The organism is Sporolactobacillus terrae DSM 11697, from assembly GCF_000648615.1.
Taxonomy (GTDB): domain Bacteria; phylum Bacillota; class Bacilli; order Bacillales; family Sporolactobacillaceae; genus Sporolactobacillus; species Sporolactobacillus terrae.
The window spans coordinates 1-24,365 of record NZ_JFZC01000057.1 but is presented as its reverse complement, the minus strand read 5'-3'; the positions used below and the strand labels follow the sequence as shown (position 1 = coordinate 24,365).

The 24,365-nt window shown below is 41.6% G+C and carries 21 protein-coding genes and 4 pseudogenes; 7 read left to right on the top strand and 18 right to left on the bottom strand.

Annotation, left to right across the window (positions count from 1 at the left end):
- Positions 1–70: 70 nt before the first annotated feature.
- The 3 genes from AA84_RS19585 to AA84_RS19230 all read right to left on the bottom strand — a co-directional run bounded on the left by AA84_RS19585 (position 71) and on the right by AA84_RS19230 (position 2,118).
- Positions 71–892 (bottom strand): sigma 54-interacting transcriptional regulator, encoded by an 822-nt coding sequence (locus AA84_RS19585; protein WP_028977407.1) that lies wholly within the window; start codon positions 890–892, stop codon positions 71–73.
- Positions 893–1,234: 342 nt separating this feature from the next.
- Complete coding sequence (locus AA84_RS19580; RefSeq protein ID WP_201770050.1) at positions 1,235–1,324, bottom strand: zinc ribbon domain-containing protein; 90 nt, start codon at positions 1,322–1,324, stop codon at positions 1,235–1,237.
- A gap of 653 nt (positions 1,325–1,977) precedes the next feature.
- Positions 1,978–2,118: a helix-turn-helix domain-containing protein gene (locus tag AA84_RS19230; protein ID WP_201770049.1), complete on the bottom strand. Its 141-nt coding sequence runs from the start codon at positions 2,116–2,118 to the stop codon at positions 1,978–1,980.
- A gap of 103 nt (positions 2,119–2,221) precedes the next feature.
- On the opposite strand from AA84_RS19230, the gene tnpA (AA84_RS0112030) reads away from it, so the two are divergent.
- Complete coding sequence (gene tnpA / locus AA84_RS0112030) at positions 2,222–2,659, top strand: IS200/IS605 family transposase (protein WP_028977405.1); 438 nt, start codon at positions 2,222–2,224, stop codon at positions 2,657–2,659.
- A gap of 195 nt (positions 2,660–2,854) precedes the next feature.
- Here the strand turns inward: tnpA (AA84_RS0112030) and tnpA (AA84_RS17765) are convergent, their stop codons facing one another.
- Together tnpA (AA84_RS17765) and AA84_RS19515 are read right to left on the bottom strand one after the other, a co-directional pair.
- The gene (gene tnpA / locus AA84_RS17765; protein WP_241557106.1) at positions 2,855–3,154 is read right to left on the bottom strand and encodes an IS200/IS605 family transposase; all 300 of its coding nucleotides are present in this window, start codon (positions 3,152–3,154) and stop codon (positions 2,855–2,857) included.
- Positions 3,060–3,287: a transposase gene (locus tag AA84_RS19515; protein ID WP_241557107.1), complete on the bottom strand. Its 228-nt coding sequence runs from the start codon at positions 3,285–3,287 to the stop codon at positions 3,060–3,062. Before AA84_RS19515 ends, tnpA (AA84_RS17765) begins: the two co-directional genes overlap by 95 nt.
- Positions 3,288–3,679: 392 nt before the next feature.
- Between AA84_RS19515 and AA84_RS0112020 the strand changes: the two genes are divergently transcribed.
- Positions 3,680–4,783 (top strand): ABC transporter ATP-binding protein, encoded by a 1,104-nt coding sequence (locus AA84_RS0112020; RefSeq protein WP_028977404.1) that lies wholly within the window; start codon positions 3,680–3,682, stop codon positions 4,781–4,783.
- A gap of 82 nt (positions 4,784–4,865) precedes the next feature.
- Here AA84_RS0112020 and AA84_RS0112015 read toward each other — a convergent pair whose 3' ends face one another.
- The 10 genes from AA84_RS0112015 to AA84_RS0111970 all read right to left on the bottom strand — a co-directional run bounded on the left by AA84_RS0112015 (position 4,866) and on the right by AA84_RS0111970 (position 18,395).
- Positions 4,866–5,726: a helix-turn-helix domain-containing protein gene (locus tag AA84_RS0112015; protein ID WP_223362595.1), complete on the bottom strand. Its 861-nt coding sequence runs from the start codon at positions 5,724–5,726 to the stop codon at positions 4,866–4,868.
- Between the two features lie 326 nt (positions 5,727–6,052).
- Entirely contained in the window at positions 6,053–6,712 is a 660-nt protein-coding gene (gene pgmB / locus AA84_RS0112010; protein WP_037563573.1) for a beta-phosphoglucomutase, read from the bottom strand.
- Positions 6,693–9,011 carry a glycoside hydrolase family 65 protein gene (locus tag AA84_RS17760; RefSeq protein WP_051577972.1) on the bottom strand — a complete coding sequence of 773 codons (2,319 nt, stop codon included), beginning with the start codon at positions 9,009–9,011 and terminating at the stop codon, positions 6,693–6,695. The genes pgmB and AA84_RS17760 overlap by 20 nt, the downstream gene beginning before the upstream one ends.
- Positions 9,008–9,886, bottom strand: a complete 879-nt coding sequence (locus tag AA84_RS0112000; RefSeq protein ID WP_051577970.1) for a DUF1189 domain-containing protein — start codon at positions 9,884–9,886, stop codon at positions 9,008–9,010. The genes AA84_RS17760 and AA84_RS0112000 overlap by 4 nt, the downstream gene beginning before the upstream one ends.
- A 62-nt stretch (positions 9,887–9,948) precedes the next feature.
- Positions 9,949–10,800, bottom strand: coding sequence for a sugar ABC transporter permease (locus tag AA84_RS0111995; protein ID WP_028977400.1), 852 nt, complete (start codon positions 10,798–10,800; stop codon positions 9,949–9,951).
- A gap of 1 nt (position 10,801) precedes the next feature.
- Positions 10,802–12,109 (bottom strand): carbohydrate ABC transporter permease, encoded by a 1,308-nt coding sequence (locus AA84_RS0111990; protein ID WP_028977399.1) that lies wholly within the window; start codon positions 12,107–12,109, stop codon positions 10,802–10,804.
- A 29-nt stretch (positions 12,110–12,138) separates the two neighbouring features.
- Entirely contained in the window at positions 12,139–13,401 is a 1,263-nt protein-coding gene (locus tag AA84_RS0111985) for an extracellular solute-binding protein (RefSeq protein ID WP_028977398.1), read from the bottom strand.
- A 93-nt stretch (positions 13,402–13,494) separates the two neighbouring features.
- Positions 13,495–15,288 carry a glycoside hydrolase family 13 protein gene (locus AA84_RS0111980; protein WP_028977397.1) on the bottom strand — a complete coding sequence of 598 codons (1,794 nt, stop codon included), beginning with the start codon at positions 15,286–15,288 and terminating at the stop codon, positions 13,495–13,497.
- 12 nt (positions 15,289–15,300) lie between these two features.
- Positions 15,301–16,986, bottom strand: coding sequence for a glycoside hydrolase family 13 protein (locus tag AA84_RS0111975; RefSeq protein ID WP_028977396.1), 1,686 nt, complete (start codon positions 16,984–16,986; stop codon positions 15,301–15,303).
- Positions 16,987–17,441: 455 nt separating this feature from the next.
- Positions 17,442–18,395: a LacI family DNA-binding transcriptional regulator gene (locus tag AA84_RS0111970; protein WP_028977395.1), complete on the bottom strand. Its 954-nt coding sequence runs from the start codon at positions 18,393–18,395 to the stop codon at positions 17,442–17,444.
- 219 nt (positions 18,396–18,614) lie between these two features.
- Here AA84_RS0111970 and AA84_RS0111965 point away from each other — a divergent pair, with 219 nt between their 5' ends.
- The 4 genes and pseudogenes from AA84_RS0111965 to AA84_RS0111955 form a co-directional block, all read left to right on the top strand.
- Positions 18,615–19,982 (top strand): MATE family efflux transporter, encoded by a 1,368-nt coding sequence (locus AA84_RS0111965; protein WP_028977394.1) that lies wholly within the window; start codon positions 18,615–18,617, stop codon positions 19,980–19,982.
- Positions 19,954–20,340 (top strand): ISAs1 family transposase, encoded by a 387-nt coding sequence (locus AA84_RS17755; protein ID WP_051577967.1) that lies wholly within the window; start codon positions 19,954–19,956, stop codon positions 20,338–20,340. Before AA84_RS0111965 ends, AA84_RS17755 begins: the two co-directional genes overlap by 29 nt.
- Entirely contained in the window at positions 20,271–20,630 is a 360-nt protein-coding gene (locus tag AA84_RS18675) for a DUF6431 domain-containing protein (protein ID WP_081791778.1), read from the top strand. Before AA84_RS17755 ends, AA84_RS18675 begins: the two co-directional genes overlap by 70 nt.
- A gap of 48 nt (positions 20,631–20,678) precedes the next feature.
- Positions 20,679–21,158 (top strand): annotated as a pseudogene (locus AA84_RS0111955) (helix-turn-helix domain-containing protein); the annotation flags it as partial.
- Here the strand turns inward: AA84_RS0111955 and AA84_RS18670 are convergent.
- Positions 21,128–21,345 (bottom strand): annotated as a pseudogene (locus AA84_RS18670) (transposase); the annotation flags it as partial. The pseudogenes AA84_RS0111955 and AA84_RS18670 overlap by 31 nt on opposite strands.
- An 88-nt stretch (positions 21,346–21,433) precedes the next feature.
- Positions 21,434–22,453, bottom strand: a pseudogene (gene istA, locus AA84_RS17750) (IS21 family transposase); the annotation flags it as partial.
- 293 nt (positions 22,454–22,746) lie between these two features.
- Here istA and AA84_RS0111945 point away from each other — a divergent pair.
- Positions 22,747–23,036, top strand: a pseudogene (locus tag AA84_RS0111945) (IS5/IS1182 family transposase); the annotation flags it as partial.
- Positions 23,037–23,197: 161 nt separating this feature from the next.
- Here AA84_RS0111945 and AA84_RS0111940 read toward each other — a convergent pair.
- On the bottom strand, positions 23,198–24,274 hold the full coding sequence (locus AA84_RS0111940; protein ID WP_236628086.1) for an IS4 family transposase: 1,077 nt from the start codon (positions 24,272–24,274) through the stop codon (positions 23,198–23,200).
- Positions 24,275–24,365 lie beyond the last annotated feature (91 nt).

The window sequence follows — 24,365 nt, the reverse complement described above, 5'->3', positions numbered from 1 at the left end:
CTAATCGGTGAAAAAACGAAAAGGGTTATCTCCTTGTGGGGAAAGCGTTTTGGCCAGTTAGCAAATTAGGCTATGAATAATTCAGGAATAATGAGCTTTTCGGGTCTTCAGTCGTTGCATAGACAAGTCTAACGTCCGCATGGTGAACCTTGGCAGTTTCGCCTAAACGGCTGTATGTTCCATGATCCATAAAATAAAAAATCATTTCTTGCCCCTCAGGCGGCAGACGATGCACTTCATCAAGAAAAAGCATTCCGCCGTCTGCTTCCTGAATCAGGCCGTCTTTATCCACGTTGGCACCGGTAAAAGCTCCCTTGACGTAGCCAAACAGATGCGACATCAATAACTGCGGATTGTGTGCGTAATCCGCACAATTAAATGTGGTAAATCCCTTTTGGGAGATGATCTCTTTATCCAAAGCAAAACGGTACATTTTATGAGCAAAATAAGTCTTACCGGATCCTGTCGGTCCAATGATCAGTGTATTCAGTCCGTGTGGTGGATAAAGTAATGCCGCTTTGGCCTGCTCAACTTGATTTTTTAGGCTGTCACGACTGCCAATCATGTTCTCAAAGACATCCGCTTCGCTCTTGTTTGCAGTCTCTTTCTTTTTAATGCTTTGATGACTTATGCGTGCATCTCCTGCAAACCCGATATTGGGCTTCTGCTGCCTCTTTATTTTATGCTTACCGACCTCATGGTCCACGAAATAGTGAACAGGTCGACCATTTGTCTTCTTTATCCGTCCCTCTCTGACAAGCAGATTTAACTCCTTGCTGACATTCGGGCGAAGTACACCGATAGCTTCGGATATTTCGTTGGTTGTAACACCATCAGCCATACTAAGTGCGCACTTTTCCAAATAGGTTAAGACTTTTTCACGCCGTGTCATGACATCCCCTCCCTTTTTCAATTATATTGTGTATCGCTAATGTAGCATAACATAGGTCAACTACGCCCGAATAAATTCAGGCACTTGTGAACGCGCACCAAACGGTGCACCAGCCAAAATTTATGTAGATACATCATTGCATCGCTGTCACAAGGACAATTATGTCTTACACGATAATGACTAACGTCTTTAGTGTCCGCAAGTTGCCGAACGGACGAGCACTATTAGAGACTTGTCAATCCTTTATGCAGGATGTTAATGGTCGCGACTATGAAAAGCATCGCATTGCGGGCACGTCCGTTCACGGTCAACCAACGTCAGCTTTTTATCACCACGCATCAGCTAACCACAATCAAAACAGATTTGAGTGGTATGATGTGGGCTTACAGCGAGAAATTGATGACCATACAGATCTGCTTTATATGTGAGCATTTGTAAAAACGACCACTACCCAACGCCACTAATCGACATCGCTAAGGCATGGTTTTGCAGCATATTCTTACTCCGTAATTCCTCTGCCACTACCAAATCGTGGCTCTTAATCAGTGCAGTGGAGAGTTGGTGCAGGAAGTTTTGCCGTTGACGGCCTACCTCTGTCGTACATGTGAGCGACCGTCAAACATTGCTTCTGATAATTCTTGACTTGACGCAGCGGACGGCGTTTTTTCTTGGCGCGCGTAACAACGCACGCCGCGTAAGCTTACGCTGGAGTTTGGCAAGCCTGCCTAATTATCCGATAATATCGTGGATTAGCGACAATGTGACCATTGCTATCCGTTAAGAAGTTGTCAGTATTCAGATCAATACCTATTTGGCTATTCGTTTGCTTGATGGGTTGCACGACTGGTGCATCAGATTCCAGCTGCATGGACAAGAAGTGGTGATCACGAGCATCTTTGTTGATCATCACCGTGCCAATACGGGTATCAGCGGTACGGTCAAGCATCCGCTTTTGCCAGGCTGTTGATACGTGGATTAAACAGCCACTGGTGCACGTTGGCTAGTTCGCGGACAGACTTAGCCCGCTTTTCTAATTGCTGAATACGGTCGGCAACAGCCTTTATGTAAAGCTTGACCTTTCGCGGTTAATATAACTCACAATTGATGCCGTTTAGTTCGTTGTAGATAAACCGGCTGGTATCAGAGTTGACCTTGATGATCTGTTTTTGCTGGTCATTGGGGTAAATACGCATCTTCAAACCATAGTGATAGAACAGTTCACTCATGTTTTCAGTTGTCTCACCTCTTCTCCATATCTTAATTATACTGCCTATAAGTATTAAAAAATAGTATCATTGGGTTATAAAATAAGAATAGAGGAAACTACATATGAGACGAAAAATAGACAAAATTGAAGGTTTCAACTATGAACGCAACTACGTTTACAACTTTCACTATCACCTGATCTGGTCAACCAAGCATCGCCATCAAGTCTTTACAACGTCGGCACGGGTAGCAGATATGAAGTTCATTCTGACTCGAATTGCCCGGCTTAACGATGTTGAAATCGAGAAGATGGAAATCATGCCTGACCATATTCATATGCTCATCAGCTTCAAGCCAAAGTATACGCCAACAAACATTGTTAAGGCATTCAAAGGCGGATCAGCACGGTTATTTTTTGAACGGTATCCGGAAATCAAGCATCAGAAATTCTGGGATGGGCATCTGTGGTCGCACAGCTATTTCATGAGTACTCTTGGCAACATGAGTAAAGATGTCGTCGAACGCTACATTGAAAATCAGTTCACAGGCAAAGATAAATAGAGATGTCTCGCTGCATCTAATCATGGCATTCATCTTCTTATTGAAATCAGGAGGTTTCTGCCTAACTTTTAACTAAACGCCCACCTGCTAAAGCATGTGGGTTCAGACATAAATGTCTGCGACTTAAAGTCGCCATTCAAGACTGAAGTCTTCTGAAAGGCCTTGTGCTCCAAGCACACTGAATTCCGACTGAACTCAGTCATCAATCTTGAACATGTCGTCCTTGACTTTATTTGATTGGTTGGCAATATAAGTACAGATGATTTCGTCTGTCACGGTGCCAACCGTTGCACAAAGATAGTCTCTGGACCATAAATGCTGGCCCAAGTATCGCTTTTTCAGTTCTGGGAATTCATCCTGTAATAACCTGGATGAAACTCCTTTCAGATACTGCATGACTTTACTCGGAACCAAACTGGGCGGACAGGAGATCAGCAAGTGAATGTGCTCTTTGCCTACGCTCCCCCTGCATAATGGTGATTTTTCTGGCGTCACAGCCTTGCCGGATCAGTTCCCGTAACCGGACAGCCACCTGGCCTCGCAACACTTTATAGCGATATTTTGTCATCCAGATCACATGATACTTGATATCAAAGATCGCGTGACCGCTTTTTTGATAACCGTCCATACTTTTCACCTCTGTAAAAGGTATGGACACGAAAAGATAAGGCTAAAAGCGGATACCGCCTAAAGGCGGTGGGTTAAGACCCTGCTTTTGGAAACTAAAATGGTTTTAGTGTCATTAGCATGTAAAACTTGAGTAGTCTTGCTACTGAGGTAGCTAAGTAGAAGACTACCGGTTAAAGATCTCAAAACGAAATGAAAATATCTATTAATTGTCAGTCTGGTACTATCGCTATCAATCCATTCGACTTGGTGATCGTTGAATCCCATCGCTAATGTCATTGAACAATGTATACAAATTGCCCAATAATCACCTTAAGAGTTCATGCAAATTGACATTTGTTTATGCAAACGTTTTCACTATAATGAAATTATCCAATAAAGGGAAGTGATAATTTGGCTGAACTATCCTTACGACATATTTATAAAATTTATGACAATAATGTTACCGCTGTCACTGATTTCAATCTTGAGATTGCTGACAAAGAATTCATTGTTTTTGTCGGTCCCTCAGGTTGTGGCAAATCAACGACACTTCGCATGGTAGCCGGACTTGAGGACATATCGAAGGGAGACCTCTTCATTGATGGCAAAAAAATGAATGACGTCACACCTAAAGATCGAGATATTGCGATGGTTTTCCAGAATTATGCACTTTATCCGCATATGACTGTGTTCGACAACATGGCATTTGGACTCAAATTACGCAAAGTACCAAAGGCAGAGATTAAGAAAAGTGTTGAGCATGCTGCAGAAATTTTGGGAATCAAAGATTATCTCGAACGAAAGCCAAAAGCTTTATCCGGAGGTCAAAGACAACGTGTTGCTTTAGGTCGTGCCTATGTCCGCAATGCAAAAGTCTTTCTAATGGATGAACCTCTTTCAAATCTAGATGCGAAATTACGTGTACAGATGCGTGCAGAAATTGGTAAACTGCATGAAGAACTCCAAGCAACCATGATTTACGTCACACATGACCAGACCGAGGCAATGACCATGGCCTCTCGCATTGTTGTCATGCGAGATGGAGTCATTCAACAAGTAGGTACACCGAAAGAAGTCTATGATAATCCTGAAAATCTGTTTGTCGGTGGTTTCATCGGTTCACCGCCGATGAACTTCTTCCATGGTCGGATTCAGGGAGATCATTTTGTAGGAGATGATGTTGACATTCTCATTCCTAAGGGAAAATTAAAAGTTCTTCATAATCATGGCGTACAGAATCAGCCCATCATTATGGGTATTCGTCCTGAGGATATTCATGACGAACCGGTATTTCTCGAATCTAATCCAGATTGTGTCATCCATGCAAACGTTGTAATTGCAGAATTAACCGGTGCTGAATTTATGCTTCATTCCAAGGTTGGCAGCCATCAATTCGTAGCTCGCGTCAACGCTCGAACACAATATCAGCCAAAAGAACAAGTTAATTTAGCCATTGATGCAAATAAAACGCATTTCTTCGATCCAGGAACAGAAAAGTCGCTTACTAAAATTTAATTTCAACAACCATAAACAATCAGATGACAAATTCAAGAGCAGTCTCATTATTGACTGCTCTTGAATTTTTTATTGCTAATAATTACAGAGAAGAGATATAGGCGATCGCTAAGCCATCCATCTTTCTCAAAGAAATACCGGTAGTCTCATCAAACTTGTCAATACGGTATTGAAGGGTATTCCGATGCATATATAAGTGTTTTGCAGCAAGGCTGATATTCCCTTGATATACCCAAATCGCATGAATGATTGCCACCCAACACTCATCCTCCTTAATAATCCGGCGAACATCATCAAGCACCAAACATTGATTGAGACTGGGTTTAAGTCGAGTGACAAGCTCCGTATCCACACTCGTCACATTTTCCCCATAATCATTAGCGATCATCTGATCAAACAAATGAAGTTCTTCATGAAAAATTTGTCTCATTTGGGGTAAAACCTGATGATGCAGTCCAATAAGGAATTTGCATTTTACAGAGAAATCGTTCTCAAGCGTATTGGCAATTGCATCTAGTTCTTCAACAGAGATTCGTTTCCCATCTTCTACAATGAATCCTTGCTGCATAGAGAGAAAAACAAAGGCCGTTTCGGCACGAAAGAAACTTTTCAGTGCCTCATACCAGGCTATATATTCTGTTCGCTCCAGAGGTGTCCTTAAATGAAAATAAATGATTCTGATCTCTCTTGAATCCTCAGAAAACGTTAATTGTCCTTCCCCTTTCACAAAGAGATCATACCAATACTGAGCATTTTGGGAAAAATGGGGAGGTATTTCTTCCATAAATAAAGTTTCAATTAATGCCCGTTCTCGATCTGTTAATTTATCTACCGGAATCGCTACGTAATAAGGTTTTTGATAAAAATAAAAGGAATCTCTATGCGGAAAAAATGGCATTCTTTGATAAACCGTTCCCGGATAATCTGCAAGTAACTGCTGCATATTCACACCTATCACTCCTCTCGCCGCTCATTTACTCAATTTAATATGACTGTAAATTAATCATAATCTCAAGAAGATAAAAGTGCGACCAAGAAAAATTGATCTACGTTTCAAGTATGCTCACCAAGATGAGTTCGCCTTTACAATGCCTATCGATCATTTCATGTAAGATCGAAAGCATAGAAAACTCATGATAAACAATTTTCCTTCACGCAAATCAATGAACATAGTTATTTAATTTTCAGTCCACCCAACCGCTGTTCATTTAGGGGCTGGTCTCTATCTCATCGTAAATCGGCCTTCGTAATGCGTAGTGAATGACATCCTTATTTCGCATTAAAGTGAGTACGAATTGCCTCAACTGTCAATTCAGTAGTCGATGCCACACGGAAATTAGCACCAACTTGCTCAGGCACACCCACACCAACAGCAAACATTCCTGCAGCACAAATCGACTCAATACCTGCTACCGAATCCTCAATACCCACACATGCTTTGGGATCTGCTCCAAGCTGAGCTGCGGCTGTTAGGAAAATTTCTGGATCAGGCTTTCCCTTTTTCAGTTTGCTTGGATCCACAACAGTATCAAAGAAAGCATCAATTTTAAGCCGTTTTAGAATAAACGGCCCATTTTTGCTGGCGGATGCCAAGGCAATTTTAATTCCTTTTACCTGTAAATCCATCAATAATTCATGAATACCCGGTAACAGTTCCTCTGGAGTAATCTTCTGGATCAACTGTCGATAATCATTATTCTTTTTTTCCGCTAACGCGTCAAGTTGATCTTGAGTCCATTGATCGATTGATTGTCCCCCATACTCGAGTATCCTTATAAGCGAATCCATTCGCGAAATTCCTTTGAGCTGTTCATTAAATTGCTCATCAATGGTAATGCCAAGAGTTTCCCCCAGATTTTTCCATGCCTGATAATGATATTTAGCCGTATCGGTGATGACTCCATCTAAATCAAAAAGTACTGCTTGCATCATCCAAAGGCTCCTTTCGATCTGGAATATGACCGACAAACTGATCATCCAGCTGAACGGGTTTCCCATAGAGCATGAGCTTCAAAGGATCTCCCGACAATAGTTCTAAGGTGACGTGTTGACTTGTGACATTCACCTTAATCAGTCGACTCCGGTAATTAATTTTGAAGGAATATGAGGTCCAACCCTTAGGAAGAAAAGGCGCAAATGTTATTTTTTCTCCAAAGGTTCGCATCCCGGCAAACCCTTGCACAATCGCAAGCCAGCTCCCGGTCATCGAGGTGATGTGCAACCCATCCCCCGTATCATTATTATAATTATCCAGATCTAATCTGGCTGTTCGCTGGTACAAGTCAAGCGCCTTTTTCTGTTTACCCAGCTCAGCAGCTAAGACTGCATGAACACATGCCGACAGGCTGGATTCATGAACGGTCAGCGGTTCATAGAAATCAAAATTCTTCTCTTTCTGCGTTCTAGTAAAACGATCATTCAAGAAATAGATTCCCTGAAGTACATCTGCTTGTTTAATGTAACATGATCTAAGAATGTGATCCCAAGACCAATGCTGATTAATCGGCCGTTGACCTTCAGGAATTGCTGAAATGGGTTTAATTTCTTTGTCAAGGAAAGTATCATGCTGGACAAAAATCCCCAAAGAATCATCTTTTGGATAATACATCCGATCGATAATATCTTTCCAATGTGCCACCTCTTCTTCTGATAAACCAAGCGTATGATATTTATCCTGGCTAATCAGTGCCAGCGATTCTATCGTATACTCAAGAGTCCAAGCAGCCATAGTATTGGTATACCAGTTGTTATTGACATTATTTTCATATTCATTAGGACCTGTGACCCCATGAATCATATATTTTTGTGTATGTTCTGAAAAATGAACCCGATCTGCCCAGAAACGGCTAATCCCTACAAGCACATCAATACCCGCTTCTTCAATATAATTCTTATCGCCCGTGTAATTCACAAAATTATAAATGGCATAGGCAATCGCACCATTTCGATGAATTTCCTCAAAAGTGATTTCCCACTCGTTATGACACTCAACACCTGTAAAGGTCACCATTGGATAGAGAGCACCCTTTAATCCTTGCTGTTGTGCGTTATGGTATGCCCCATCAAGTTGCTTGTATCGATAGAGAAGCAGTTGCTTGGTCACACTTGGATCTGCCAATGAGAGGTATATGGGGACTGCATACGCTTCTGTATCCCAATACGTAGCACCCCCATACTTCTCACCCGTAAACCCTTTAGGACCAATATTTAGGCGATCATCATCGCCATAGTAGGTCGAAAAGAGTTGGAATAGATTAAAACGAATCCCCTGTTGTGCTGCGTCATTTCCCTCAATAGAAACATCTGCGATTCTCCAACGTTCCGCCCAAGCCAGATTATGTGCTTCTTTTATTGCATCGTAACCTTGAGCGCGTGTTTCATTAAGCAGTTCTTCTGCACGATGCATCAGCAATGTCTGTTCAAAATCTCTGCTAGTCGTTACCGCTACAAACTTATCTAGGGTCGCCCGTTCTCCGGCTTTTAGATGATAGGTGTATTCATGGGCAACATACAAATTCTTTTGAAAAATAGTTTTTTCTGCCTGCTGTCCAGTTTGTACGCCCATTAATGCGCACACTGAAAATGTAGGAACGTCAAATGGATTATCAATAGTTCGAACAATCAAGCCTGAATGATCTTCATCTGATTTTCGATCTGTCTCAAGCCAAAACATTTCATCATAATTAGAATCTTCATTGCGGACATGTCCATCAAGATAAGGAACCAGTTTAACTGTTACCTGATTGGTCAGCGCCGTGACGCTGAAACGAATGGCACAAATTTCTTTTGAGACAATGCTTAGAAAACGTTCGGTCTCAATCTTTACACGTTTATTATTTTTTGAGAGGGTATAGGAACGATACAAAACCCCTTCATGCATATTCAGTTCAAGTGTAAAATCTTCAACAGAATCTTTATAAAGATCAACTTCTTCACCATCGATAAACACTTTAACGCCGATCAGATTAACGGTGTTAATCACCTTGCCAAAGTACTCTGGATAACCATTCTTCCACCAACCGACCCGTGTTTTATCTGGATACCAAACACCTGCCAGATACGTTCCTTTATGATGATCTCCTGAATAGGTTTCTTCGAAATTACCTCGCATACCCATATACCCATTGCCAATTGACGTAATACTTTCCTGCAGCCGAATATGATCTTTATTTAACTTATGGGTTGTGAGTGTCCATCCATTTATATCAAATAATCTTAAGTTGCTCATTTACTCTCATCTCCTAGTACTGTCAAATGCCGTCTGGTCACACGTCGATAATTTTGAAAATGCGTTCTCCAAAAGACAAGGGAAAGAACCAATACAAGCCCGACCGTCTGAACCATCATCAATAGTCCATAATCAAATGAAAACAAAGAAAGAAAGAGCGCTGCAAGAGAAGGCCATCCCGCAGCCGTCATAACAATGGTGCAAGATTCGCGTAATGATTGAATATCCGATATTTTTGTATATTTAGTGATCCATAGAATGACTGCGATAACACTCATCAAAATAAGATTTGAGATTAACAAAGCGGCAAAACTGATAAGGGATACAACCGCTACATAGATGGGTTTGAACTGATCCATCCACAACTCTGCAGCCAATCCCTTTACATTGTCACGATCATCTGCTAATGAGAAAGTCTTATGTTTCGGATAGCTAATCACAAATCCATACCCATTTTGATCCGTGAGAATTAATCGGTTTTTTTGAAAAATTAACGCATTCTTATAACCATTGATCGTTTGATGGTATGGATTTCCAGAAACCTTAAACATATTTTCCGGATCTGTAGCCACGATCGTTTGACGATCGAAGTTCCGTTTTGTTTCTGTCGCATGGATCAGTGTGCCCGCTTTAATCGTTCCATCCAGATCAACTGCCCGTTTAATCGATTGATCTATTCTCGGCGCGATTAATGATAAGGGCGCCTGTGTTGCTGATGAGAGATGCACAGATATTGGCATCATTAAGCATCCATTGATAAATAGGAATAAAAAGATCAATTGCCACCAGCGAAAACGTTTTCGATCATCAAAAATTCGCCTAAGACTACTCATCGACACAATATAATTAATCGGAAATCCTTTTGCTTTTGTCATCATACTCACACCTTGCACCTGTTTTATTTCAAGTTTTCCTAATTAAATCCATCAATACAACCTTAGCCTTTAGTTCCCCCAGCTGTTAACCCACTTTGGAAATTACGTTGCAGCAGGAAGAAAAGGATAACGATTGGAATTGAGATTAAGAACGACCCCGCTGCAAACATGGCAACGCGCTGATTGGTTGGATCTGCAATGAATTGTTGTAGTCCTACAGCAACGGTCATATGTTCCGGCGAGCGAAGTAAGAAGGCCGATAACAGATAATCACCAAACGGACCCATAAATGCCCACAGTGCCTGAACCGCGATCATTGGCATAGCTAAGGGCAAGTTAATTTGTAGCAGAATGCGTAAGTGACCGGCTCCATCGATACGCGCAGATTCATCTAGGTCTCGCGGAATCGTATCAAAGTATCCTTTCATCAACCACGTATTCATTGGAATGCCACCTCCAACATAGACCATGGTTAGGAACCAGTATTGGTCGAGACCATTGATTATCAGTCCCAAAACAAAATATGCCGTTAATGCAGCCATCGTTGGCACCATTTGAATCACAAGAAAAAAGATCAGCCCGTTTTTTCTTCCCTTAAAACGATAACGACTATAAGTGTAACCGGCCAGCGTGACAATGATGACTTGAATGATCATGGTTGAAATTGCAATGACCATCGTATTCTTAAACCACGTCAGATATAGGGTCTGACTAAAGAGTTGCTTGAAATTCGCCAGTGTCCAATGCATATGCGGATCCAGAGTAAATGCTGTTAGGTCACTGGAATTGAATGCTGATTGCACAGTAATCAACAACGGATAAATGATAATGATACTGAGCACGATCAGAAACAGGTAGGTACAGAATCGACTAAAAAAACGATTAATCTTGGTACTGCTAAAAAGTGCCTTCATGTCACATCATCTCCTCGTTGCTGAATGCATGCGTTTTCTTGAAGGTGAGCAGCGACACTCCAATAACAATGATCGAGATAACGATCGTCACCGCTGAAGCCAATGCATATTGAGGAGACGTCCCTGTTGTCAGCTTGTAAATCCAAGAGATCAGAATGTCGGTAGATCCTGCACCACCACCAACATCACCCGGGCCCCCTGAGTTAAACAGATAGATAATTGAAAAGTTATTAAAATTGAACGTATATTGCGTAATAAAAACAGGTGCAGTTGCAAATAGAATCATCGGTAACGTGATTTTCGTGAATTTTTGAATGACATTAGCACCATCGATATTTGCCGCTTCATAAAGATCATCTGGAATGGACTGTAAAACTCCTGTTACCATGACAAAAATGTACGGGAATCCCAGCCATGTCTGAATCATAATCAAAGCCGTCTTCGTCCAGAATGGATCCGTTTTCCAAGGAATGTCCGACACATGAACATATGGAATATAGTTAAGCAGGCTAATTACTTGTTGATTAATAGCACCAATACTATCATTGAACATATTCGAGAAACTCATAATTGTCACAAAGGCTGGAATCGCCCACGGAAGCAGGAAGATGATTCGAAAAAATTTCTTACCCACTATAAATTTCTGATTACTGATCACGGCGGTCAGTACACCCAGCGCAATCTGCCCTGTCGTAGCCAACAATGTCCAAATAATGGTCCATCCAAGTACACTTACAAATGTCGATCGATAGGCACTCAGGAAAAACATATTAACGAAATTTTGCAGGCCAACCCAGTCGATCAGTTTTGCTGGAGGAATATGATAAAAGTCATAATTGGTAAAGGCCATGAGTAAAGTTACGAGAACCGGAAAAACAATGACAAACAACATGACAAAGTAAGCAGGAATGGTGAGTAAATAGGGAAATCCATTCTCCCACATATTTTTTAGTATGGATCGAGCTGAACGATTCACATTACCAAGTGTGTTATATTGTTTTGCCACTTTTTTTGCATCATTCACATTTAGAATAAGCATCATCACAAAAATGAATGTGATAATGATTTGTAAAGTCCCTTTTACAAGTAAGAAAAGAGAATGATCCCGAATTGGAACCGTTCCCAGTGTGATAAATCCTTGAAAAGCAGGTATCCCAATAGTGACAAGTTCAATGAGAAAAATTGCTGTGGCGACGAGAAAAGCAATCCCCTTAAGCAACTGACCATTATAAATCTGTCCTATTCCAGGAATGAGGGACAACAAACCTGCCTTCCGAACACTTTTCTTTTTCATTTTTTGCACTTCCATGTTGTTCCCCTCACTTCGATCGAGCTGAATTATTTATCTTTATATTTTTGCTTAATGGTTTTGTGCAATGAAGATACTGCATCATCAAGCGTTTGCTTTGGTGTTTTTTTGCCAGAAGCAGCATTGAACATTGCTGGTTCCATTGTCGTCCATACTTCAGCAACTTCAGGAATGTTTGGCATTGGTACTGAAGAATCATACTGCTTAATGACCGCTTTAGCCAATTCATCCTTGCTACTGTTCACTTTGGCTTGTGCATCTAGATTAATCGGAATTTCATTTGCATCTGTATAGAACTTATACGCATTCGTTGCATTTGTTGCATAAGCGAGCCATTTCTTTGCAAGACTCGGATTCTTTGTGTAGGAAGAAGCAACCCAAGCCTTACCACCTGCAAATGGTTTGTATTCCTGACCATTTGGTAGTGTCGGGATTTTGGCAACGCCATAGTTAATTTTGGATTTCTTATACACAGCAGCTTGCCATGGTCCATCAATAACTGCGCCTGCTTTGCCTTTAACAAATTGGTTGGTGACAAAATTTCCTGCCGCTTTTACATCTTGCATCCCTTTTGGCCAAACTTTTTGGAACCAATGGGTTGCATAAGTCACTGCTTCGACAGAGCCTTCGTTATTCAAACCGATGTCCTTTGGATTTGTGTCATTGTTACCAAAGACATAGCCGCCATAACCCGCATAAAGTCCATATGCAAAGTAGAAATCTGTCCATTTAGCCAAGAATCCGGTATTCTTACCTGCTTCCGATTTAAAGGCAAATCGTTTGTCTTTTGCTAGCGCTTCCAAATCTTTGAAGGTTTTTGGTGCCGTTTTAACCAAATCTTTATTGTAATAAAGAACGAGTGCTTCAATGGTCAATGGCACACCATAGTATTTCTTGTCAAATTCTACTTGACGCTGTCCTTTATCACTTAGGAAGCTAAGCATGCCTTTATCGACTTCGAGCAATTGTCCTTGCTGTCCCAATCCGCCGACGCGATCATAAGGCGCTAGCATAACATCTGGAGCTTTTCCTGCAGGCCCGTCTAGGGTCAACGCGGTTAATTGATCAAGCATAGGTTTCTTAACAATTTTCACTTTGACATTATTCTCTTTTTCAAACTTTCCTTTGATACTATTCACAAATTCAGCATAGGCTGAGTTTGCCGAGTCAACTGAAACGGTCAATGTTTTTTTTGTACCATTTCCGCCACTTGATCCTGAGCTACATGCCGCCAAGCTGAACACGAGCCCCAAAACAAGAATTGCAGATACTATTTTTTTGATATGCTTCATCTTGTCTAACCTCCCTATTAATCTTACAAGATAATTATAAGTCTCAATTGAAATCGTTTTCAATAACTGATTTCGTGTTACCGATAACAGGATTTATTTTGGGTTTTCTTGGAGGAGAACAGAGAATGCTTGTGCAGGAACAGTCACAGTACGAGCTTCATAGATCTCATCTCTCCATATATCTGTACAGCTCCCCACTTCGCCCAGTTGAACCACTGCTTCATGATCTCCGTGGTTAAAAACAAAAGTCAGCGTTTGCTGTTTCAACTCTCGACGAAAGGCAACAAGCGATGGACGATCTAGATCTATCCAATGCATTTCACCTTTCGAGAGGATTTCTTGATAGTCTTTTCTTAGCCGAATCAAGTGCTTTGTGAACAGAAGCATATCACGATCCTGCTTGCCCTCATCCCAGATCATACATTTTCGGCACAACGGATCGTTAGCCCCATCCAGTCCAACCTCTGTACCATAATAGATACACGGCGACCCAGATTGTGAAAACAAGAAAGCCAGTGCTTGCTTAACTTTTTGTTTATCTCCATCAGCCAGTGTGAGGATACGTGCAGTGTCATGGCTGTCTAACAGATTGAATGCTGCTTCGTTCACATTCTGACTGTATTTCATGAAGTGTTCGTTCAGATTGCCGATCAGCTGTTTACCATCGATCTTATCCTCGAGAAAGAAATTAATAATGGATTTGGTCAAAGGATAGTTCATCACACTGTGAAATTCGTCTCCTTGTAGCCAATTCCAAGCGTTATGCCAAATTTCCCCGACAATATAAAGATCTGCTTTTTCTTTCAAGACAGCATGATGGAATTTCTTCCAAAACGCATGATCAACCTCATTGGCGACATCAAGGCGCCAGCCATCTATATCAAATTCTCGAATCCAATACGTTGCGATGTCCAGTAAATACTTTTGCACTTCTGGGTTTGCTGTATTGAGCTTCGGCATCGTCGTGGTGAAGCCAAATGCATCATATGAAAGAGTGGATAGACCATCTATGTTCCCATTTTCACCATCGCGCACCGGAAATGAATGGATATGAAACCAATCTTTATAAATCGATTGATCTTCGTTGTCGATGACGTCCTGCCACTGCTTGGACTTACTGCCAATATGATTAAACACCGCATCAAGCATAATGCGGATGCCACGTTTATGAGCCTCTTGAACAAGAGTACGGAAGAGTTCCTTATCACCAAAATGCGGATCAATTGTATAATAATCCAGAGTATCGTATTTATGATTTGTCGGCGACTTAAAGATTGGATTGAGATATATACCGCTGATTCCCAGATCCTCTAGGTAATCCAGTCGATTGATGATTCCTTGAAGATCGCCGCCAAAGAAATCATCACGATCAGGATCTTTGGATCCCCATGGTAAGACATGACTTGGCGAACGTTCTGGGTCCCCATTATCGAAACGTTCCGGGAAGATCTGATACCACACGGTTGATTTTACCCATTCAGGCGTTTGGAAAAGATCAACTTCGTGAATATAAGGGAATTTAAAGAAATTATCAGGTACTGAGTATGTGTCTTGATTATTTGCTAATAAACCACGATCACCATAGAAAATGGATGTGCCACTCGAGTCAATGAGAACAAAGGCATATTGCAATCGACGATACGGTGGTTTTACCGAAATAAACCAATAATCATGAAGATCGGTCTGTGCGACCTTTTTCATGTTCACTTGTTTGTTTATCCATTGATAGCGCTCCTCAATCTTAACATTTTCATAAGGATCACCATAGATAAGCGTGACGGACTGCACATCATCTTTCTTTGTTCGTACTTTGAGATGCATCGTCTCCCTGTCGTACGGATAAGCATAGGAACTACATGGTTGATGATAGATTGCTGATTTTTCCATCGAAACTCCTCCTCATTCCTTAAACAATACATAACATTCGTAAGGTGCCATCTGATTTGCTTGATCGCATGTTGATTTTCCATAATTATTGAGCAAGCAAGTGTATGAAGAAAGATCCGATTGATCAACTATCTGCTCCTGACTGGAAAGATTGCAGATTATCAATGCAACCGTTTTCTCCAACTGGCGTTTATAGGCATAAATATGCGGATTTTTCTCCTCTAGAATATGGCAGATTCCTTCAGCAAAGACTTGATGAGTCGCTCTCAATTTCAATAGGCGACGATAATAGTTAAGAATCGAGTGTGGATCATTTTCCTGCTCTTGAACCGTGATCTTAGGATCATCTTGATTCACCCCCATCCATGGACGTGCCACTGAGAATCCGGCAAACAGCTGCGCATTCCATTGCATTGCACCGCGTGAGGTATGCTTGGATCGTGCATGCACGCGTTGCAAGACTTCATCGTTGCTATAACCCAAATGGTGAAGAACTTCTGCCGAAGCGGTCAGCTGCGAATCATGATAATCGTCAACTGAATCTAACATTAAATTCGTCATCCCAATTTCCTCACCCTGAAAGATAAAGGGCATCCCCCAATGCAGATAGATCAGTGTTGCTAGCAACTTGGCACTTTCAAAATGATAATGAACCGGATCACCAAATCTTGAGAGCATGCGCGGCATATCATGGTTATTTAGAAATAGGGCCGGCCATCCTTCATTATAAAGATCTTCCTGCCAACGACGCATGATCTTTCGAAAAGCAGATAAATCAAAACATTCTTTCTGCCATTCTTTAGGTATTTGTGGTTCGTCGCTTAATGTAACCGTGTCCAAATGTTTGAATGAAATAACACAGTCGCATTCAAAACGATCTTGACGCGAATATTTTTTGGCAAGTGCCACATCCGCTGACGCGGCTTCGCCAACCAATAAACAATCGGGTTTTATTCGCTTCATTTCTTTGCTAAATTCGCGAATAAAATCATGAACCCTGGGTAAATTCGCATAACAGGATTCAGCAATCACCACTTTTCCCTTAGGGTCAGGATTAGGAAAATCGCGGAAGCGCCGATCTTTAGCGAGATGAATAATGGCATCGAGTCGAAAACCATCGATTCCTTTCATCAGCCAATATTTCGCCATCTTATAAAGTTCAGCCCTCACGCGAGGGTTTTCCCAATTAAGATCGGGCATCTTCTGATCAAATAAGTGAAAATAATACTGCTTTGTCAACGGTTCATATGTCCAGACACTTCCACCGAAAAAGGAAGCCCAGTTCGTCGGTGCCCTACCACCTTTTCCATCTCGCCAAATATAGAAATCTCGGTAAGGATTATCAAGACTTTTTCTTGCTTCCTGAAACCAAGGGTGCTGATCAGAGGTGTGATTCAAAACTAAGTCGAAAATCACCCTCAGCCCTCTTTTCTTTGCTTCAGCAATGAATTGTTCCATATCGACATCCGTGCCAAACTTTGGATCAATTGCAAAGTAATCGCTTACATCATAGCCGTTATCAACTTGAGGCGATTTAAAAATTGGGTTGACCCAAATAACATTAACCCCTAAAGACTGAATGTAACCCAGCTTTTCAATAATCCCTTGAAGATCACCAATACCGTCTCCATTGCTATCCTTAAAGCTTTTCGGATAGATTTGATAGACAATTGCCTGGTGCCACCATGGCTTATCCATCTTGTATCACCTCCCCCTTTTTAAAATTAGCATGTGCATTAATAGATAACAATCATCAATCACTTTGTTACCGTTAACAAAAAATACATGCCAACCTCCCTCTAACCTGCATTGTTTCACATCGTTCTGTCTGCTCGTGAAGCATAGTCACAAACAGGTGATAAAAAAGGACGATGCATCTGTCCCTTTCCGAAGCTCTTATGCTACTGAATAAAGCTCCATCGGATTAGGTCAGGCTCATCGTCACAATGATTCCTAACTGACTCGCGTTCATTATTATTGGATATTTAACAGAGAATGCTGTTCAAATCATTTTGAAGAGCATTCGTTAGGCAGATCACTTAAGGTCATCTCAGCAATTCATCATCTAAACCATTCCTCATCCCGTGCCCATGACCAAAATAAGTTTAAATTCTGATCTTTTGTATGTCCTTCACATGTGCCTCTAACGTCTCTTAATGAACCGTAGTGTTTCGAATGACCAGTTCAGGTTTATACACACAAATTCCTTGGCTTCTGCCGTCTTGATCAATTTTATCAAGTAATAACTTGGCACATGTTTTCCCCATCTCCACAATAGGCTGACGAACGGTAGTCAATTTAGGTTGCGCAATTCGATCAAGAAATACTCCATCAAAACCCGTAATCATCACCTGATCAGGAATCGCCATACCCAGCCGTTGGGCTGCATGAACGACACCAATGCCTAATCGATCAGAGGCACAAACAAAAGCAACGCGTTCAGATATTTTTTTCAACACTTTTTCTGCCTCAAATTGGGCAATATGTGAACTGTTCTTCATTAAGTTGATCTGCGGCAACAGTTTCTTCCCCTTCATGGTCTCTTCATAACCTGCAATTCGAGACAGCATAAAGGGTTCTTCAATATCAATCCCATAAAATAAAATATTCGAGCATCCTTGCGCCATGACGTGCTCCGTTGTTATTTTCATGCCTTTTTTATTGTCAACATCAACATAGTCATAGCCCTTCATGTTTTCTCCAAATAAGATGACGGGTTGCTCCAATCGTGAAATAATCGATTCGTAATCATCTTCTCGCATTCCGGTCACAATCAAGCCATCGCATCTGCATATGGTATGCGAACTACGCGTGACAAGTTGCAGAGAATAGTGACGTTGATCAAGTTCAACAGCAATTCCAGCGAGTAAATTCATATAGTAAGGTTCAGTGGTATCCATTTCTTCCAAAATCAATAATTTGATGACCTGGGTACGGTGATGAACCAGTGCTTGGGCCACATAATTAGGTACATAGTTTAGGGCTTTCATCGAGTTATAGACAAGCTGACGTAATTCAGGTGACACCTGCTCTGGATGATTGATTACTCGTGACACAGTCATCTTTGAAACCATTGCACGGCGTGCCACATCTGACAATGTTGCCATTTTTTCCCCTTCTTCCACACGTATCCTCACAAAGATTATACCATTATCAGTAAAAAATCGTTTACATTTGCTGAGATATGATTTATGATACCTTGATGAACCGTGAAACAACTGAGTGTTCCCACTAAAGAGAGTGAGGTGACTACCTGTGCTGAATAGATCGAAATGGATCGGGACTTCTTGCCGCATGCATTTTTCATTTCAGTATTGGTTTGATACGTGAATAGCAGACCCGTTAATTATCAAAAACAAACCCTGTTCAAAATTACCTGGCCCATTTTTATTGAAATCGCGCTTCGCATGGCCATGGGGATCATTGCAACGCTCATGCTTGGACGATTTTCTGATGCCGCTGCTGCTGGTGTTGGGGTTGGCAATCAGCTGCTCAGCTTCTTTATTCTTGTTTTTAATGTGACCTCAATTGGTGCCACCATTCTCATTGGGCAAAATCTTGGTGCGAAACAGTTTCACCACGCAGATCAAATTGCACATTCAGTCTTTTTTATGAATTTCTGGTTTGGCATCATGATCTCAATAATTGTCGTCTTATTCGGAGAACATTTTCTTGGACTGTTTCAATTAAAGGGGACGATTTTTCAAGATGGACGCTTATTCATTCACATTTGTGGTGCTTCCCTTTTTTTGGAATCGCTTTCTCTGGCAATGAGTGCGATTTTGCGTAGCCATGGGTTTACAAAAGAAGTCATGATCATCACCGTCCTTATGGATCTGATCAGTGTCCTTGGGAATATTGTGGCAACCAACGGGCCTTTGGGGCTTCCCGTTACCGGGGTCAGCGGAGTCGCGTGGGCCATGGTCGTAGCTCGTCTCTTTGCTGTAACTATTCTTTTTCTAGTCATCTGGCGAAAACTAAACATCCGTTTCTCATATAAAGATTGCTATCATGCTCGCCGCAAAGATATTCGTGACTTGCTCTCAATAGGTATTCCTTCAGCAGGAGAAATGCTTTCGTACCAACTGTCACAATTAATTATTACAGCATTGGTGGTCAGGATTGGCTCAGATACTCTTGCCGCGCGCGTTTATATCATGAATATCACCATGATTTGCTATCTATTCTCTGTTTCCGTCGCACAAGGAACCGAACTCATGATTGCGCGCTATATAGGTGGTCGCCAATCCCAACAAGCCTACAAGAGAGGCATTAAAACCGTTCTCATTGCAGTGAGTTCATCGATTCTCGTTTCATTGATCGTTGCATGTTCTGGGACTTTTATATTAGGCTTATTTACCACAACATCTGCCATTATTTCAATAGGTATCCCTATACTTTGGATCAATCTTGTCACTGAACCTGGCAGAGCTATCAATATCGTGCTCATGGGCGCGCTAAAATCTGCCGGAGATGTCCGATTTCCCGTTGTCATTGGTGTCATTTCCATGTGGAGTATTGCTGTGGGACTGAGCTATTTATTGGGCATTCATTTTGGACTCGGTTTAATTGGGATATGGCTTGCTCAAGGTGCTGATGAATGGTTTAGAGGCCTTTTTGCCCTAAAACGCTGGCAATCCCAGCCATGGAAACATCTTCAATCATTTGTTTTGTGCAAAACAATTTCAAAATGATCACACTCGTTCCTCTAAACAGGTCGAAAAGAGTCATGGTCGTATCGATATCCGTCGTTACCGGACGACCGATGCCATTGATTTTTTGGATCAAAAAGAAGAATGGAACGATTTCAAAAGTATCGGTATGATTGAGTCTGAACGGCAGATTGGTGATCAGGTCAGCATGGAACACCAGTTTTATCTGTCTTCACTTCCCAGTGATGCCAAAACACTCGCCAAAGCCGTTCGCCAGCATTGGGGAAATGAAAACGGACTTCACCATGTGCTTGATGTGACTGCTGCACGATTCATCATGAACTCCCTGATTTACTGCTTCCTTATAAGCGTTATGAAGTCAGTTGTTTTGAACGGGTAGTTTCACAATCTGATCAAGTAGATGTTGCTGTGGATAATTCGACTCTGTTTCGTTGGAACCGTTGGTTCCTTGATTTTATTGAGTATTGGTTGGCTTGTCTTCGTTCCATTGACCTTCGCTTTCAATTGGATATAGACCCAGAGAATTCGCCGTCCAAGGATTCTCTGACCGTACTCGAACGTGTTGGACGGATCTTTGGCGATGGACCAGGTTGGCTGTCGCAAATGACCAAACCGATTGTCAATGTGAATTTGTGGCTACAGACCCGTTCCGCATTTTTGTCCGACTGACCCGTGATTAAACTTCATGATGAAGGCCTAAAAAGGAGAGGAAAAATCATGAAGAAATCTGGGAAATGGGATGAAGTCGCCGCGAATCGCTTTCAATTGATTGCACCCCTGCTGTCGGAGGACTTAGACGCAGCTAAAGTAGCGGAAATGAAGAAACAAATTTGTGAAAAAAGTGGATTGTCCGATCGAACGATCCGGCGTTATTTAGCCAGTTATCGATCCAACGGGTTTGAAGGATTGAAGCCTAATAAAAAGGCTGTAAATCAGGAAAAGAACCTAAACGGAGATCTATTGGAACAGGCTATTCTTTTAAGAAGAGAAGCGCCTCATCGCAGTGTCCGTCAAATCATTCAAATTCTCGAATGGGAAGGAAAAGCGAAACCGGGTGAGATCAAGCGTTCCACGCTTCAGGAAAGGTTAACCGCTCGAGGCTATAGTTCAAGGCAAATGCGTCTCTATCAGTCAACGGCCGGCGCTGTCAGACGTTTTCAAAAAAGTCATCGAAATAAATTATGGCAGTCGGATATTTCACTGTTTTTAGCTTCTATTTTATAACGTTCTTTTGCTTTTTCTTTAAAGTAGTCGGTTTTCTGAAATTCTATTTGTTTCGAATGTCATCAGATTTAATACTGATCGAATAGGTCTTGCTCTTTGATCCTTTTTTATAGCACCCCTCTCGAAAAGGGCAATGGTGACATTTATTGATGTCAAAATGCTAGCGTTGCAGGAATTAAATGTGATGATTCATAATACTAGGAATGTTCGAAATTAAGAAGGTCAGCGCATAAAAAAATCCTTTATTATGGCACGGAATAACGATTGGATTTATATTTGATGACATTGTCTGGACAGACAGTTCTTGTTATACTGGAACTATAGTCGCTCTCAATGGAGAGCAGCGGAGAGACTGGTTTCAAGTGTTGCTTTTCGAGGGCGTGCACTTCAGCCGGTCTCTTTTTTGTTGTATTGTGTACATTATAATTCCCTGTCCGTTCTAACCAAGCGATGCCTTTTTCATTCCATGTATCGATGTTCGTAAAGACCCTGTTCTTGGCAAAATTATACTTAACATACTTGACAACATTTTCTATTTTCCCTTTACTTTGGGGGTCTGCTTTTCGACATAGATGTAAACGAAATTTACGTTGTTCTTTATAAGCCTGAAATTCACCGGTCAGAATAACGTCACCCGCATTTTCACTGACCGTGATTAAGTGATCTTGGTCATAAACCAATTCCTCCGGCATGCCCCCGAAATAAGCAAAGGCATTTTCATGGCATCGAATCGTATCTTTTGTGGTGAAAGGTCTTCCCAGCCATTCCACATATTTATATCGAGAATGAGACAGAACGAATGTGATAAAGTAGAGCTTCACCTCCTTGTTCAGTACGTTTTTAAGCGTTATTTCTCCCCAGTCCACCTGAACCTGATATCCCATTGGAAGTTCATCAACCGCTTCATGACTACGAGCATGTATCTCTTTTGAGATATGGTAGATTTCCCTCAGATCTTTGACGAATAATCGAATGGTGCTCCCTCCAATGGTTAGGCCCGGATGTTTTTCCTTCAACCAATCCTCAATTTGGGCGGAAGAAAGGTCGGGATGTTCTTTTAACCAACTTATCATTTGATCCCGATAGGGATCGAGCTTCTTCCTCCTTTGACTAAGAGAATTCGCCCAATCACTGGCTTCCTCAAAAGACATTTTCAAAAACTTATAAACAGTATTTCTTGAAATACCCAGTTTTTTGGCGATTTTCGCCACTTTGAATCCTTGTTCACTCAATTGATGAACCTGTACATACAAGAGTAATTTTTCCACCTTTCGAATCCTCCAGACAAATCATGTTGAAAAACGATTATAACTTATCTGGATTACTATTTAGCGAAAAGTGTTCATTTCTATTTAGCAGAATCTGTTGATTTTAGTTTAGCAGTTACACCATTTTTGTCAGCATTAACTACCTACCGTAGAAAAACGTAAGTTTTTCAGTGGCCTCGGGCTTCTCTGCGCTTTTTTTGCTTTTTCAAGAACAAAAGTTCCCGTTCACTCGAAATTTCCATTATTATGAAGCGAATTTACCAGAAAATCCAAAAAATCTATTGGTTCAGTAAATGTTAATTAACAAAAGTGTTCAAGCAGGAATTGATGTCAAAACAATCATAGGTGATGCCGCCTACTCCGAAAAAAGCAATATTAGCTATACTCAAGCAAACGAGATGGAATTGGTCTCAAAATTGAACCCCATGGTGACCCAAGGAAACCGAAAAAAAGAAGATGAATTTCAATTTAATAAAGATGCCGGTATGTACGTGTGCAAGGCTGGATATATGGCCATTCGGAAAGCGAGACAAGGGAAAAAAGTGTGGGAAATAATCAAGTAGACACTTATTATTTTGACATTACTAGCGTTGCATAAACATATTGATTTCCTTTTACCAAAATATTCAGATGATTGATTTCTCTAGTGTGATTAAAAAAGCCAGTGAGTCCCTAAAAGGTGCTCCATTCCATTTTTACAATATTATCCATTTAATCCGGAGTGACAGGTTTTTGTGGTCTCTTTTAAGTCTTCACGTTCTCTTTCCTTGTCCGGAACTGAAGACGATGGAGCCATTTTTTCGCAGGGTACCAAAGCATCCCTTTGAGCCACCGACTGATCTGCAGCAGGGAAGCACTCGTCTCGAGTTCCTGATGGACCAGAAGAAATAAGCAGTAGTGAATCAGTGACAAAATGATTTGATTGTGAACGGCGGTTTCACTCTGACCATAGAAGGTTTTCAGACGGACATGTTGCTTGAGCCATTTGAAAAAGAGTTCAATCGCCCAACGTTCCCGGTAGATCGTCCCGAGTTCCTCTGCTGGAAGATCAAAACGATTGGTGATGATCCGGATGGTTCGTCCCTGATCATCCTGAGACACGATCAGACGAAAGAAGTTTTCCGCCTGATGAAGCGCATCACCCAGCAGAATCATCTGGTCTGACTGAATCGCCCCACCTTCTGGAACCGCGTAGCTGCGAATGGTCTGCGTGACCGCGTTCTTCTTCAGACGAGAGGTAAAGAACATGCCATTGTCCGAAAAACGGTCGAAAGCCTTATAGTCGATGTAGCCGCGATCAAAGACATACATGGCCTCCTCATCGACCAAGGCATCCAGTTCCTCACGATCATGAATCTGGGCTGACGTAAGGATCGCTTTTTCCGGAAAGACCTGTCCCTTGCCCAGGAACACGAGGCGAAGGTGCAGCTTAACTCCTGCCTTTGTTTTGCGGAAATGTGCCCATGGGAATTGGTTCGGGTTCATGGTGATCGTCGTGGAATCAACGATTTTCAGCAACCTTTTCGAATCCGGCACAGGTTTTCCTTTCATCTTGGCAACGAGTTCTAAGAAGAGCATCATCAAGAGTTGGGGATCCACCGTGTTATTTTTTCTTGAGAGCTGAGCGGCGCTGATTGAAGAAAGCCCTGTGGCCCGTTGAAGATGTTGATTCAGGACACAGTCCGACAAAGCGCGCAGGCAGTCTTCTTTATGAAGCTGAGCATAGAGAAAGAGCAGGATATAAGCCTTGGTGGTCAGCTTTTTCACGTATTTATCTGCCTGAGTCTGATTCAGTTTCTGTTCTAGGTGTCTAAAATTAATTGGATCCTGAATTATTCACCGCTTGCCGTTTTTTCGGGATTTTGCTCACCAGGATGCAGCCAACCTGATTTCACTTGATTTTTTGAATGGA

What these genes read in the sequence shown, in the direction of transcription:
- AA84_RS19585 (WP_028977407.1), bottom strand. Translation starts at nt 892, where the DNA reads ATGACACGGCGTGAAAAAGTCTTAACCTATTTGGAAAAGTGCGCACTT.
- AA84_RS19580 (WP_201770050.1), bottom strand. Translation starts at nt 1,324, where the DNA reads ATGCTCACATATAAAGCAGATCTGTATGGTCATCAATTTCTCGCTGTA.
- AA84_RS19230 (WP_201770049.1), bottom strand. Translation starts at nt 2,118, where the DNA reads ATGAGTGAACTGTTCTATCACTATGGTTTGAAGATGCGTATTTACCCC.
- tnpA (WP_028977405.1), top strand. Translation starts at nt 2,222, where the DNA reads ATGAGACGAAAAATAGACAAAATTGAAGGTTTCAACTATGAACGCAAC.
- AA84_RS19515 (WP_241557107.1), bottom strand. Translation starts at nt 3,287, where the DNA reads ATGGACGGTTATCAAAAAAGCGGTCACGCGATCTTTGATATCAAGTAT.
- AA84_RS0112015 (WP_223362595.1), bottom strand. Translation starts at nt 5,726, where the DNA reads ATGCAGCAGTTACTTGCAGATTATCCGGGAACGGTTTATCAAAGAATG.
- pgmB (WP_037563573.1), bottom strand. Translation starts at nt 6,712, where the DNA reads ATGCAAGCAGTACTTTTTGATTTAGATGGAGTCATCACCGATACGGCT.
- AA84_RS17760 (WP_051577972.1), bottom strand. Translation starts at nt 9,011, where the DNA reads ATGAGCAACTTAAGATTATTTGATATAAATGGATGGACACTCACAACC.
- AA84_RS0112000 (WP_051577970.1), bottom strand. Translation starts at nt 9,886, where the DNA reads ATGACAAAAGCAAAAGGATTTCCGATTAATTATATTGTGTCGATGAGT.
- AA84_RS0111995 (WP_028977400.1), bottom strand. Translation starts at nt 10,800, where the DNA reads ATGAAGGCACTTTTTAGCAGTACCAAGATTAATCGTTTTTTTAGTCGA.
- AA84_RS0111990 (WP_028977399.1), bottom strand. Translation starts at nt 12,109, where the DNA reads ATGGAAGTGCAAAAAATGAAAAAGAAAAGTGTTCGGAAGGCAGGTTTG.
- AA84_RS0111985 (WP_028977398.1), bottom strand. Translation starts at nt 13,401, where the DNA reads ATGAAGCATATCAAAAAAATAGTATCTGCAATTCTTGTTTTGGGGCTC.
- AA84_RS0111980 (WP_028977397.1), bottom strand. Translation starts at nt 15,288, where the DNA reads ATGGAAAAATCAGCAATCTATCATCAACCATGTAGTTCCTATGCTTAT.
- AA84_RS0111975 (WP_028977396.1), bottom strand. Translation starts at nt 16,986, where the DNA reads ATGGATAAGCCATGGTGGCACCAGGCAATTGTCTATCAAATCTATCCG.
- AA84_RS0111970 (WP_028977395.1), bottom strand. Translation starts at nt 18,395, where the DNA reads ATGGCAACATTGTCAGATGTGGCACGCCGTGCAATGGTTTCAAAGATG.